Source organism: Saccharibacillus sp. O23 (assembly GCF_002205895.1).
In the GTDB taxonomy this organism is placed as follows: Bacteria; Bacillota; Bacilli; order Paenibacillales; family Paenibacillaceae; genus Saccharibacillus.
On record NZ_NJDE01000001.1, the window covers coordinates 54,029 to 67,442 of the forward strand.

The 13,414-nt window shown below is 55.3% G+C and carries 10 protein-coding genes; 4 read left to right on the forward strand and 6 right to left on the reverse strand.

The window, feature by feature from the left end:
- Positions 1 to 80 precede the first annotated feature (80 nt).
- From CDO73_RS00270 to CDO73_RS00280, 3 genes are all read right to left on the reverse strand, one after another.
- Positions 81 to 1,046 carry a 3'-5' exoribonuclease YhaM family protein gene (locus CDO73_RS00270; protein ID WP_088486480.1) on the reverse strand — a complete coding sequence of 322 codons (966 nt, stop codon included), beginning with the start codon at positions 1,044 to 1,046 and terminating at the stop codon, positions 81 to 83.
- Between the two features lie 173 nt (positions 1,047 to 1,219).
- The gene (locus CDO73_RS00275; protein WP_088486481.1) at positions 1,220 to 1,456 is read right to left on the reverse strand and encodes a YkuS family protein; all 237 of its coding nucleotides are present in this window, start codon (positions 1,454 to 1,456) and stop codon (positions 1,220 to 1,222) included.
- Positions 1,457 to 1,580: 124 nt separating this feature from the next.
- On the reverse strand, positions 1,581 to 3,950 hold the full coding sequence (locus tag CDO73_RS00280) for a glycoside hydrolase family 31 protein (protein WP_088486482.1): 2,370 nt from the start codon (positions 3,948 to 3,950) through the stop codon (positions 1,581 to 1,583).
- A 245-nt stretch (positions 3,951 to 4,195) separates the two neighbouring features.
- Between CDO73_RS00280 and CDO73_RS00285 the strand changes: the two genes are divergently transcribed.
- The 3 genes from CDO73_RS00285 to CDO73_RS00295 all read left to right on the forward strand — a co-directional run bounded on the left by CDO73_RS00285 (position 4,196) and on the right by CDO73_RS00295 (position 10,380).
- On the forward strand, positions 4,196 to 4,510 hold the full coding sequence (locus CDO73_RS00285; RefSeq protein WP_088486483.1) for an ArsR/SmtB family transcription factor: 315 nt from the start codon (positions 4,196 to 4,198) through the stop codon (positions 4,508 to 4,510).
- A complete protein-coding gene (locus CDO73_RS00290; RefSeq protein WP_088486484.1) occupies positions 4,507 to 7,095 on the forward strand; it encodes a DsrE/DsrF/DrsH-like family protein in 2,589 nt (862 codons plus the stop codon). The genes CDO73_RS00285 and CDO73_RS00290 overlap by 4 nt, the downstream gene beginning before the upstream one ends.
- Before the next feature lie 399 nt (positions 7,096 to 7,494).
- Positions 7,495 to 10,380, forward strand: a complete 2,886-nt coding sequence (locus tag CDO73_RS00295) for an S-layer homology domain-containing protein (RefSeq protein WP_088486485.1) — start codon at positions 7,495 to 7,497, stop codon at positions 10,378 to 10,380.
- Between the two features lie 95 nt (positions 10,381 to 10,475).
- Here the strand turns inward: CDO73_RS00295 and trxA are convergent, their stop codons facing one another.
- Both trxA and CDO73_RS00305 read right to left on the reverse strand, forming a co-directional pair.
- Complete coding sequence (gene trxA / locus CDO73_RS00300) at positions 10,476 to 10,790, reverse strand: thioredoxin (RefSeq protein ID WP_088486486.1); 315 nt, start codon at positions 10,788 to 10,790, stop codon at positions 10,476 to 10,478.
- 34 nt (positions 10,791 to 10,824) lie between these two features.
- On the reverse strand, positions 10,825 to 11,172 hold the full coding sequence (locus CDO73_RS00305; RefSeq protein WP_088486487.1) for a thioredoxin family protein: 348 nt from the start codon (positions 11,170 to 11,172) through the stop codon (positions 10,825 to 10,827).
- 214 nt (positions 11,173 to 11,386) lie between these two features.
- Between CDO73_RS00305 and CDO73_RS00310 the strand changes: the two genes are divergently transcribed.
- Positions 11,387 to 12,067 (forward strand): GntR family transcriptional regulator, encoded by a 681-nt coding sequence (locus tag CDO73_RS00310; RefSeq protein ID WP_088486488.1) that lies wholly within the window; start codon positions 11,387 to 11,389, stop codon positions 12,065 to 12,067.
- Positions 12,068 to 12,295: 228 nt separating this feature from the next.
- Here the strand turns inward: CDO73_RS00310 and CDO73_RS00315 are convergent, their stop codons facing one another.
- On the reverse strand, positions 12,296 to 13,357 hold the full coding sequence (locus tag CDO73_RS00315) for a Gfo/Idh/MocA family protein (RefSeq protein ID WP_088486489.1): 1,062 nt from the start codon (positions 13,355 to 13,357) through the stop codon (positions 12,296 to 12,298).
- Positions 13,358 to 13,414 lie beyond the last annotated feature (57 nt).

Below are 13,414 nucleotides of genomic sequence, written 5' to 3' on the forward strand. Positions count from 1 at the left end.
AAACAAGCAGCCTGTTCGCCAACGAATTCCCGCTGCGGCAGACTGCTTGTTCTTGATTCGATCTTCGTATTTTTATCCGATTATGCCCGATCTTTCGGTCCGCGGTACAGCGCTTTGCCTTCCAGTACGCGCAGCGGCACGGTCCATTCTTCGTTGTCCGGCATCATATCGAGCGCGTCTTCCGCCGCTTGAAGCTTGGCATCGAGTTGGTCGATATAATGCAGCGCGATCGCTTCGGCCGTTTGCGGCTGCACCGGGCTGCCCCATTCGCCTTTGTTGTGGTGGGCGAGGATCAAGTGCTGCATCAAGATCACTTTTTCCGAAGAAGGGTCCATCTCGAGCTTGAGCGCCGCTTCCGTCACCCAAGTCGAAGCCAGCGCCAGATGGCCCATCAGTTTGCCCGTGAAACTGTATTCGGACACGACGCCCAGTTCCGCGGTCATCTCCTCGGTCTTGGCGATATCATGCAGAATGATGCCCGCCAGCAGCAGGTCGCGGTTCAGGAACGGACGCTGCTTGCAGATGAACTCGGCCAGCTCCAACATGCGCACGGTATGGTAAGCCAGACCCGCGTAGAACGCATGGTGCATCCCTTTGGCGGCCGGGTAATGCATCAGCTTGTCGCCGACTTTCTCGATGCAGTAATCGACGATGCGGCGCAGATCCGGATCGGCGATGCCTGCCGCGGTCGTCTTGATCGTATAGACCAGATCGTTCGGCGGTACCGGAGCGGAACGAATAAAATCGGTCAGCGTATAGCCGTCGTCCGGCTCGGCCGCGCGCAGCTTCGTGACTTTGAACTGCGGCTTTTCTCTATATTTCTGCACGATTCCGCGTACTTTTACCAGCATCGGCGCAAAAAACGTTTCTTTGTCCGTCGTGCTCGCGTCCCACAGCTTCGCCGGAATCTCTCCGCTCGCGTCCGCCAATACCATATCGAAATAATCTTTCGGCGGCGTGGAGTTGGTTTGCTTCAACTCGGCCGATTTCAACAGGTAGAATCCCGTAATGTCGTCGCCTTCAATAAATTCCTTGATCGTTTTCATTGCGTTCCTCCAAGAATTTGTGTCCGGGAGCGTATCCCTTTCTTCTATTATATAGGTTTGCCGCTCAGGAACAAAACGCGAACGGCTCCGAATATGTAAAAAGTAAAAAGCTCTGCGGCCGCGAACCGAAACAAATACGGTCCGTTGCGCCGCAGAGCCGACAAACCCGACGATCAGGCCTGTTCGAGAGCCTGACGCACCCGCGCCACGACATCATCGATCGACATGCCGTCGATGCTGACGACCGGGAAGTCGAATTGGTCGACGTTGCCGTCATTCAACGTGCGTACTACCCCAAGATCGAATCCGCTGATATTTTCGTCGCTTTCGAACAGCTCCGCTTCGTATCCTTGTTCTTCCAGCGCTTCTTTGATATCCGCAAACGGTTTTTCTACAGCAATCTTGGCCATGATCGGCACCTCCGGAAATGAATGATTTGGACGAGGAGAAGCTCCTCGTCATCCGTCATCCATTTCCCCGTTTTGCCCGCTTCTGAAACCGAGTCGGCAATCTCCGATCGCCGCGCGGTTCGGATCACGCGTTCAGCAGGATCTCTCCGCCTTCGGCCGGAACCAGCAGTTCCGTGTTGCCGTCCGCCGTTTCGAATTCGACCGGCTGTCCGTCGAGCGTGACCGATGCGGCTTCGACGCCGTGCACGGCCACTCGGATCATCGTATAACCGTCTGCGTATCCGGCATGCCTTTTTTCCAATCGCAGCGCAAGACCTTGTTCCGTCTCGGCCTGACTGAAGCGGTATTCGTTATAGTCGCCGTCGCGGTAAGCGAAGCTCTCGCCGTCGTCTTCGAAATGTGTATATTCGCCGCTGCCGGGATAGACGTAGAGCAGCAGTTCGTCGATCTTGCGCTCGCCGACGTATTTGCGGTCCGGATAAGCCGGGAGCAGCGTGCCCGCTTGGACGTAGATCGGGCAGACGTCGAGCGGCGCTTCAGCCAGAATCGTACGGCCGCCTTCCAGCAGTTCGCCGGTTCGGTCGTCGTACCATTTGCCTTCCGGCAGATAGACGGCCCGATGACGTTTGCCCTGCTCGACGATCGGCGCGACGAGAATTCGGCTGCCGAACAAGAATTGATCGTCGATCTCGTGCACCTGTTCGTCATGCGGATATTCGAGCACTAGCGGACGCAGCGGCGCGATCCCCGTATTCTCCGCCTCGCGCATCAGGTCATAGAGGTACGGCAGCAGACGATAGCGCAGCTTCATCGCTTTGCGGTACGCGTCTAGCGTCTCTTCGTCGTAAGCCCACGGCTCTTGATCGCGCGTGCCGATCGCCGTGTGATTGCGGAACAGCGGACTGAACGCGCCGACCTGCACCCAGCGCACCAGCAGCTCCGGCGTGCAGTCGTGCGAGAAACCGCCGACGTCGCAGCCGCTGAACGCGAAGCCGCTCAGACCGAGGTTCATCAGCTGCGGAATCGACAGCCGCAGATGCTCCCAGAAGCTCTGATTGTCGCCGGTCCAGACGGTCGAATATTTCTGCGTGCCCGCGTATGCCGCCCGAGTGATCACGAACGGCCGCTTGCCGCTCGCTTCGCGAATCCCGTCGAAAGTCGCCTGCGACATCAGATGGCCGTAGACGTTATGAATCTCGCGATGGTCCGCAGGGCGGCCGTCGTTCTTGAACTGCACGTCGTCCGGCAGCGGTCCGGTGAAGCTCGCCGGTTCGTTCATATCGTTCCAGATGCCCGCGACGCCCGCGTCCAGCATGATCTTCTGATGATCGGCCCACCAACTGCGAACCGGCTCGTCGGAGAAGTCCGGATAGACGGAGTCGCCCGGCCAGACGCTGTTCACGTAAGTCACGCCGTCTTTGTCGGTCGCGTAATAGCCTTTTTCCAGACCTTCGTCGTAGATGCGGTAACCTTTGTCTTTTTTGACGCCGGGGTCGATGATCGTGACGATCTTGATCCCCATATCGCGCAGTCTCGCGGTCAGCTCCGCCGGGTCCGGGAAGCGTTCGTTGTCCCAAGTGAACACCCGGTAGCCGTCCATATAGTCGATATCCAGATGGATCGCGTCCAGCGGCAGATCGTGTTCACGGAATTTCTCCGCCACTTCCAGCACTCTCGACTCCGGCGCGTACGACCATCTCGATTGATGCGCGCCCAGCGTCCACAATTGCGGCAGCGGCGTGCGTCCGGTCAGCGCCGTATAGCGCGTGACCACGTCTTTGACTTCGGGACCGTAGATGAAATAATAGTCCAGATTCCCGTCGTCGGCGCCGAAGTAGTAGTACGCGGAATTTTCTTTGCCGAGATCGAAGAACGTCTTGAACGGATTATCGAAAAAGAGTCCGTACGCCGCCCGCTCTTTCAACGTGATAAAGAACGGAATGCTTTTGTACAGCGCTTTGTGGCTCTCGACATGCGGCGACGGATCGTCGGTGTTCCACATCTCGTATTCGTAGCCCCGTTTGTTCAGCGGTCCGGTCTTGTCGCCCAGTCCGTAGAATTTTTCGCCGCCTTCCATCGCTTTGAGTACTTCGATCTTGTGATGGCCGCTGGTGCGCATCGCTTCGTGTCCTTCTCCTTCCGCGATGCTGACGTTGCCGCGGCGCAGGAACGGATCGCGTCCGCCGCGGTAATCGAGGCAGATCGGCGTTCCGGCCGCATCGTGGATATCCACGTAAAAATGATCGTAGACGCGCACCACGAGTTCGTCCGTCGCGATCTCGAGCTGCCCGTCCCGCTCGCTGACCCGGTACTCGCAGTCTTCGAACGCCGGATTCGGCTGCTCCACGGCGCGCGATTTCGGTTCGGGGGTATGCAGCGGCGCAAACACATGGACCACCCGCGGATTCACGACCTCGATCCATCCTTCTCCGCTCTCGAACCCGAGCTTAACCCGTCGCCCTTCTTTTTCGTATCCTGTCCGTTTACCCCACATCTGCTTGTTGTCCTCCTTTTAGCGACTTTTGACGACTTGCCTCAATCAGAGACAACTCACTTTGTGCAATCGTTTGCGTTAAAGAGTTCACGCTTCTCTCCCTACCTTGCAGCAAAATGGGAGCGTTGTCAAATCCGCAGGAATCAGGCGAGCGAAAATGCGCTTTCGACCGAACGTCGCGGAGGGAGTTGACACCTTCCACACTATATCGTATTATTCTAATATAACGATATAGAGGTGATAAAATGACGCTTCCCGATTTCGACAGCGGCGATCTTAAGGCATTCGACGAACCCGCCGAACTGCTCAAAGCGCTGGCCCACCCGATCCGCCTGTGCATCGTGCGCGGGTTGATCCGCAAACAGAAATGCAACGTCTCTTATATGCAGGAGTGCCTCGGCCTTCCGCAGTCTACCGTATCCCAACATCTGCAAAAACTTCGCGGCGCGGGCATCGTCTCGGCGGAGCGAAACGGTCTGGAAGTGTATTACGTGATCGCCGATCCGCGCATCGCAGCGATCGTGAACGTTCTATTCGGAGAGGAAGAGTGCGAATCGTGAGCAAAAAAGTATTGATCGTGGGCGGCGTGGCCGGAGGCGCTTCGGCCGCCGCGCGTCTGCGCCGACTGGACGAACAAGCCGAAATTATCATGTTCGAAAAAGGACCTTATATCTCGTTCGCCAACTGCGGGCTTCCGTATTATATCGGAGGATCGATCGCCGAACGCGAACGCCTGCTGGTGCAGACTCCCGAAGGCATGCGGTCGCGTTTTCGAATCGATGTCCGCACGCAGAGCGAAGTGATCGCCGTTGATCCGGACAAACGCGTCGTTCAGGTACAAAGCGCCGATCGCGGCCTCTATGAAGAAAGTTACGACGATTTGATCCTGTCTCCGGGTGCCCGTCCGGTCGTTCCCGATATGCCGGGCAAAGACCTTCCTTCGATCTACACGGTGCGCAATATTCCGGATATCGACAAGATCAAAGAGAAAGTGACGTCCGGCGGCGCGCGTTCGGCGATCGTGATCGGCGGCGGCTTTATCGGCGTCGAGATGGTGGAGAACCTGATCGAAGCGGGACTCGATACGACTTTGCTCGAAGGTAACGACCAGCTTCTCGCGCCGTTCGATCCCGAGATGGCGGCTTCGCTCGCGCAGGAGATGGAGCAGCACGGCGTCAAACTGCTGTTCTCGCAGCGCGTGCAGGGCTTCCGTCCGGCGGGGGAAAGCGGCATAGGCGTGGAATTGGCCGGCGGCCGCGTATTATCGGCCGACCTTGTCATTCTCGCGATCGGCGTGACGCCGGATACCCGTTTCTTGCAGGGCAGCGGAATCGAACTGGGGCCGCGCGGGCATATCCGGGTCAACGAAGCGATGCAAACCAACTTCGAACATATCTATGCCGTAGGAGATGCCGTTGAAGTACAGGACTATGTGCACGGATTCACGACTGCCGTTCCGCTGGCGGGTCCTGCCAACAAGCAGGGACGGATCGCCGCCGACCGGATCGCCGGACTGGATACGGTCTACAAAGGAACGCAGGGCACGTCGGTGATCAAAGTGTTCGAGCTGACAGGCGCTTCTACCGGCAGCAGCGAAAAAACGCTCAAGCGGCTCGGCGTCGATTATCGGAGCGTCATCGTTCATCCTTCTTCCCACGCTTCCTACTATCCGGGAGCAAGCGCGATCGCGCTCAAACTGCTGTTCTCGCCGGAAGGCAAAGTGCTCGGCGCGCAGGCCGTCGGCTACGAAGGCGTGGAGAAGAGGATCGACGACATCGCCGTCGCGATCCGTTTCGGCGGCAGCGTCGGCGATCTGACCGAGCTGGAATTGAGCTACGCCCCTCCCTTCTCTTCGGCCAAAGATCCGGTAAACATGGCCGGTTATGCCGCGGAAAATATCGTAGCGGGACGCGCGCGCAATTTCTCGTACGACGAACTTGCCCAGCGCAATCCGGAGCAGTCCATTCTGTTGGACGTTCGCAGCGAATTGGAACACCGCGGCGGACGTATTCCCGGCTCGGTCTCGATTCCGGTCGACGAACTTCGGGATCGGCTGCACGAACTCGATCCGTCCAAAGAAATCTGGGCCTACTGCCAAGTCGGTCTGCGCGGCTACACCGCTTCGCAGATTCTGCGGCAGCACGGGTTCGACGTTCGCAACTTGAGCGGCGGATATAAGACGTACCGGCAGGCACGGTTCAAACCCGCTCCGCTGCCGGAACCGACCGGCGACAACGGTCGCGGTAGCGGCGGCGGAAGCGGCGAAGCGCTCCCTTTTGTTGAAGCGGCTTCCGCTTTAGAGAGGCAGACGTCGAACGGCGACGCGCAGCCTGCGCGGTCCGGAAGCGAGGCGCCTCTTGTATCCGCGAAGCCGGCGCACCTGACGAGCGAATCTTCCGGAAAGATCGACCGCGAGTTGGATGCGCGCGGCTTGAGCTGCCCGGGCCCTCTGATGCAGGTCAAAAAAGCGATGGACGCGTTGGAAAACGGGCAAACGCTGCGCGTGCAGGCTTCCGATCCGGGCTTTTACGAAGATATCAAAGCTTGGGCCGGCATGGCCGGTTCCTCGCTGCTTCGATTGGAACGCGGACAAGGCGGAACGATCGAAGCGGTGCTCGCGAAGCAGGACGCGAAAAACGTTTCGGTTTCTTCTTCGCCGCTCGCGGCCCCGGCCGATCCGGCCAGCACGATGGTCGTCTTCAGCGGCGATCTGGACAAAGCGATCGCTTCGTTCATCATCGCGAACGGCGCGGCGGCCAGCGGACGCAAAGTGACGATGTTTTTCACCTTCTGGGGCTTAAATGTCATTCGCAAGCCCGAACGTCAGAAGGTATCCAAGTCTGCGATGGGCCGCATGTTCGATCTGATGCTGCCGAGAAGCAGCCGCAAACTCGGCTTGTCGCGCATGAATATGATGGGAGCCGGACCGAAGATGATCCGCGGCTTGATGAAGAATCACCATGTGGACTCGTTGGAATCGCTGATTCGCAGCGCCGCCGAGCAGGGCGTCGAACTGGTCGCCTGCCAGATGTCGATGGACCTGATGGGCATCCGGCAGGAAGAACTGATGGACGAAGTCCGGATCGGCGGAGTCGGGTATTATCTGGGACAGGCATCAATGGCGAATCATAATTTGTTTATTTAGAATAGGATCGAGCATCAAAAAAAGACTTTTCGCTAGGGCGTGTACGCAAACTTCGAAGGAAGCAGATTTGGACGGATTTTTGTTCTCAACAAGGAAGGGTTCTGAAGGCGTGCCGGGGCACGTCGAGGAACACTGACGTAGTGGAGGGCGAAAAGGCGGCTAAAGATGCACATCGTTAAGTTTGCGTACACGGCCTAAAGGGCGAGAAGTCTTTTTGGCTTGCCGTTATAAGCTTCGGGTTAGTACGATAAAACTTTATTTCCCTCTGAAAAACCGGAAAATTATCGAAAACAAAATACTTGCTGACTTGTTCCGATTTTTCTGGTATAAAAGTATCTAGCTTCAAAGACAAATAGCGGAAATTCACTCCGCATTTCAGATTACAGGGGGAACAACGTTTTGAGATTTTCCAAAAAAATGATGGCTTCTTTATTGGCCGCAACGAGCATCATCAGCCCGCTGTCCGTAAGCGCCGACACGACTTCGGCCGCAACGCCAGCATTTAACGACCTCGATCAAGCCTCCGCGTGGTCGCGCGATTCGATCCTGCAAGCCAAGCTTCTGGGACTGTTCGAAGGAGATGCCCAGGGGAACTTCCGTCCGGGCGATCAGATCACGCGGCAGGAAATGGCGAAGATTCTGGTTCAATTGCTGAACTTGCCTCTCGAGACTGCAGCCGATTCTTCGTTCTCGGATGTCGATTCGAAGGCTTGGAGCGCAGCTTATATCGAAGCCGCACTCAAAGCCGGTATCATGCAAGGTTACGGAAACGGCAAATTTGATCCGCAAGCGGTGATGACGCGCGAACAATTGGCGATCGTGATCGTCAAAGCGTTGGAACTCCCGCTCGAGAACGATACGACGTCGTTGAATCGGTTCGATGACGCCGCAACCATTCACGATTGGTCCGCACGTTATGTAGCCGCCGCGCTCAAAGCCGGACTGATGACAGGCAGCGGGTCGACTTTCGGCGCGACGGCTACCGCCAATCGCCAAGAAGCGGCTATGGTCGCGGTTCGCGTACATACGCAGAAACAGCAGGCGGCCCAAACGAGCAGCGGCGACGGCACTTCGACCGCACCCGGAACTCCGACGTCAACGGGAACGTCGACCGTGCAGGGAACAGTCGTGCCGAACGGAACGAAGACTCCGCCTGCCGTCACCCCAGCGAATCCGGCTCCGGCTTCCGGCGGCGGATCGACGACGCCTGTGACTCCTCCGGTGACGATGCCCGTCACGCCGCCGGCCGAAAAATCACTGCCGGCTGTCGCGGTCAGCCGCACGGTCAACGTGTTGGATTACCACGATCTTTTCAACGAACCGGCAAGCGTCATAAGCAAACCCATCTCGGCGGCGGATCTGGACTTTAGCATCGATAAGGCTCCGGCTTCCGCTACCTCTAAATCGTTAACAAATCTTGATTTTTCGGTCCAAGGAACCAAAGCTAAGCTGACCAGTTTACCGATTACCGATTTCAATTTCAGCGGGAGCGATTATCTGGAGTTTTCTTTGACTTATGGTTCTTCCTCTGCTTATGTTCTGTTGGATCATCAGGTTAGCGGCTCAGAAGGACTTATAAACTTCATCAATACCCAATTTCAATCTGAAGACTCTCCGCCGCTAATCGATGTCACCTTTGATTCGGAAAACCATACGCTATCGCTAACTGCCAAAGACTTTGATCCTGGTAAAACCATAAAACTATCGGGACCAAAAGTAAGCCAGTTCTTCTCTTCGTCTCAATCCACGACAACCGTTACTGCGAACAACACCAAAACATTCACGGTCAACGACGGTTCTTCTACCGCCACGATCACCCTGAACCAAGCCTTTAACTCGACGAATGATCTGGTTCAGGAAATTAATCGGCAGTTGATACTAACTCAAGTGGATGCTCAGGCTGCTCTCGGTTCCGATACGACTACATTCACGGTCACTCGGAAGTCGCTCGATCACGAAGGAAAGCTGTTCTTCGGCGGAACAAACGTAGGCGACTTTCTCGCGGAAACGACTTATACTCCTTCGATCGTCACGGACCGAAGCTCAAAGATCGAAATCGAGTTGGCCGACGGTCATCTAGCGACGATCTATTTCACTCAAAAATATGCGAATATCGAAGAATTCGCGCTAGCTCTAACTCTGGCATTGAATGCGCGTGAAATGAATATGAACGTTGTAACCAACCGTTATGAGAACAAGATAGAACTGCGAACGAATGAATTGGGAGCTGCTCAAAAAATTCGTATTACCGAAAATAGCGATCCGCGATTCTTCGCGCAAGGCCAATATTTCGGACAAGATCAAAAAGCGCAAAACAAATCGTTCCGAGTCGATGACGGTACATTCTCCACCACAGTGAAATTGAATTGGATTTATGAGGATATTCAACAACTGACCAGTGCGATCAATACGCAATTAGAGCGCGGCAAAGCGAGAGCGGTCGCCGAATTGAATAGCCCTTATACGTTCAAGATCGTATCCAGAACGACCGGAAGCCAGTCAAAACTTAAAATCGACGGCGCGGATGCCGACCTGTTCTTCGATCAAAAATTATCCGAAGGAAGCGGTCCGCAAGTCGATCAAGCGCCGATGATCAGCGGAGTTCCCGTAAAAGCGTTGGCTGATCAGTTCTTCTCGGATTCCAGCCTTACACCGCTCTCGACCGATACGGATATCGCATCCGTTAAGCTAATGCGCTCCACGCAAACGGGTCTGGATTATACGGCAAATTCTTATTCGTATCCGGTTGAAGGTTATACGTTAGGCAGCGAGATTTCGGCAGAAGGATCTTATCAACTTACGGTCGAAGATCGAGCAGGCCAGAAGACCGTCACGTATTTCTCGATCGAAAAGACATGGCCGGCTATTCTATCCGTTACCCAACAGCAAAATTCCGATGGGGCTTCGGATCCTTACAAATATGATGCGGGAGACAAACTTACATTCACGCTTAACAACTTTGTATGGAAGTATGACTCTCAGGATCAATTGAACAAACCGCTGACAAATGTGGACCTCTTCATGCTACCCAATTTGGAAGCGGCTTTGACAAGAAATCCGAGCAATGCTTCCTATACTTTCGGAACAGGGGCGACTCTGACTACGGAAGAAGTCATGCCTTACCATCCTGCGTACGGAAGAAAGTTCACGCTAACATTGGGAGAGGGTGCAAATATCCCTTCTACCGGATTCTATTTGATTCCGTTCACCAGTGATTTAATATCGCCTTCGGGCTTGAGACCTTCTTTCTCTAGCCAAGCCTACATTCCTGCTCTGGTCGAATAACCTTCGTCCAGTTCCTCTCCGCAACACAAAAAGCGTCAGCCGCCCTCACGGGAAGCTGACGCTTTTATTCTCTCGACAAACTACCTTAAACCCGCTTACCGATGCTTCTCGATCAACTGTTTCAACGCCGCTTTGCTCTGCACGCCGACTACGCCTTCGACAGGTTGGCCGTCTTTGAACAGGATCAGCGTCGGGATGCTCATGACTTTCAGCGCGCTCGATACGCCGGGGTTCTCGTCCACGTTAAGCTTAGCGATCTTGGCGGAGTCGCCCAGTTCGCCGGCCAGCTCGTCCAATACCGGCGCGATCATGCGGCAGGGTCCGCACCACGGAGCCCAGAAATCCACCAGCGTCAAGCCGTTCTGAATATCTTCCATAAAAGTCTGATCGGTCGTATGCGTAACTGTCATGATTCATTCCTCCGTATCTATCGATTATCGTTCATTAAGATTGCGGCACTTCTTGATAAGCTTTATAAATGCGATCCAACTTCTCTTGCAGCGGGCCGAAGCGGACAAAACGATCTTCCCGCAGATACTCCCGCCCTTCGACGAACAGCAGCATGATCGGAGCCGCGAGAATCAGAAACCGTTCGGCGACTTCTTCGACTTGCGTCGCATCGACGTGCCCGAACCGGATCGAAGGATAATCGGCCAGCAGTTCGCGAAGCTTGGGCAGCAGCGCATGACAAGTACTGCAATCCGGCGTCGATACGTACAAGAAACTTAAAGCATGTTCGCGCAGAAAATCCTCGACTTCGCCGACGTCCTTCAATTCGTGAACTTCTTTCATTCCGATCCTCCTGTTCCGACGGAATTCGAATCGACTCACACTTCAATTAACTAGTTAAATAATCATTTATGTATATAGAATAATCCTGTCGAAGCAAATTGTCAAGAGGCGTTCTACGGCGCTTTTCAACGCCTTAACTTGATTTTTGAACGTTTCTTTTTTACACTTTAAATATCTAAATCAATAGGTAATTAAGAAAGTAGGTGCAGCCGTTATGGGAACTTCCGATGCTCTGTTCACAGTCGATCCGAACTCTCCCCTGCCTATTCACGTGCAGATCAAAGAGCAGGTCAAATGGTTGATCGGCAAAGATCTGCTTCAACCGGGCGATTCGCTGCCTTCCACCAATCAGTTGGCGGACCAGCTCTCGATCAACCGGAATACGATTCAAAGCGTATACGCGCAGTTAAAAGAAGACGGTCTGCTGCATATGCAAAAAGGCCGGGGAACGCGGGTCGCGGACGCCGAAGACATCCGTCGTTTCAAAGAACGAAACACTCATTTCTCGTTCGTCGAAAAAATGATCGAAGAAGCGCGCGAAGCGGATCTGGCCGTCGACGATCTGCTGCTGTCGGGCTTCGCTTACGTGCAGTTATTCGGGCAGCGACCGAAAAAGAAGCCTCGCTATTTGTTCATCGAATGTAGAGACAGTTCCTGCGTGTTCTATCTGGACGAGATCAGACGCTTGACGTCCGCCGAGATTCGAAGCGTCGATATCTCCGCGCTGCCGGAAGAAGACGCGATCCAAGCGATCCGGGAATCGGACATCATCGTGACCCGCTCCGATCTGGCCGAGAAAATGAAGACATTCGCCGACGAAGCCGGCAAAACGATCATTACGGTCGGATCGACCCGCGACGTTCCGCTGCTGCTGAATCTGGTCCGGCAGTCCTGAACGGACATGATCGGACGCGATCGGATCGGGCATTCGCGCGGATCGCGGGTTCATCGGCTCTCGCAGCCGTCTTCGAAGCCGCGCCGAGACGCTCTATCGTTCAAGATCCGCCGTATGCGCACGACAAAAAGAGGCACTCGACGAGCGAGGCCTCTTTTTTTGCGCTGTCCGAACGGTCGAAGTTTCTTCGCCGCTTCCGACAAACTTTTTTGCGGACTCCGGTCCGGATTAGATCTCCCGCACGATCAGCGAACGGCTCTCCGCCGCTTCGAAGATCGTTTCGATCAGCGTCAGCACGCGGTGCACTTGATCGTTCGGCACGGCCTGCTTTGAAGCGCCGTTCAACGTCGCGACAAAGTTCGTATAGAAGCCATCGGACAAGTCTTCGAACTTCTCGAACGGACGGCGGATCGTCGATTCTTCGGACGGCGGCGCCATCGTTTTGGTCAGCCCTTTGCCCGCTTGGATCGGTTTCGGTTCGACATGTTCGACTTCGAGATTGCGCGTCACGATCTCTCCGCCGAGATCCCAATCGCGAATGACCGCGGTGCCTTCGGTTCCTTTGACATACCAGCGCGGCAGCTTGACGTAGTTGGTCGTGCCGACTTCGATGACCGCCGTCAGTCCGTCTTTGAACTTGATGATCGAGGTGAAGCCGTCGTCCACTTCGGTGCCCAGAATATAGCTGAGATCGGCATAGACGCTCTCGATCTTGCTGTCGGTGAGCAGCAGCAGTTGGTCGAGCAGATGGACGCCCCAGTCGAGCAGCATGCCGCCGCCGTAAGCCTGAAGCTGACGCCAGTCGCCCGGAATGCCGTTCGCGCCTTGCACGCGGGATTCCAGATGGAAGACTTCGCCGATTTTTTTCTGCGCCATGAGGTCTTTGATCATCAGGAAGTCTTCGTCCCAGCGGCGGTTCTGGTGAACCGTGAACACGCGATCGGCTTCTTCGGCCGCCTGCACGATCTCCAGCAGATCCGCGCCGTTTACCGTAACCGGCTTCTCGCAGATCACATGTTTGCCCGCGCGAAGCGCCGCGATCGACAGCTCTTTATGTACGTCGTTCGGCGTCGCGATCAGTACCGCGTCGACTTCGTCGTCTTCGAGCACCGCTTCGAAACTTTCGTACGCCCGGATGCCCCGGCTGCTCGCCAGTTCCGCCCGGTATGGAATCGGATCGTAAGCGCCGCGCACGACGATACCCTCCGCTTGGTCGATCAACTGAACGTGGTAACTGCCCATTCCTCCGAAGCCGACGATGACGAGATTGTACGTTTTTTCGTTAGTCATATGCCTGTCTTCCTTTCCTCTGCATCCTTACAAATTTAGAAGTCGTCCCACAAACCT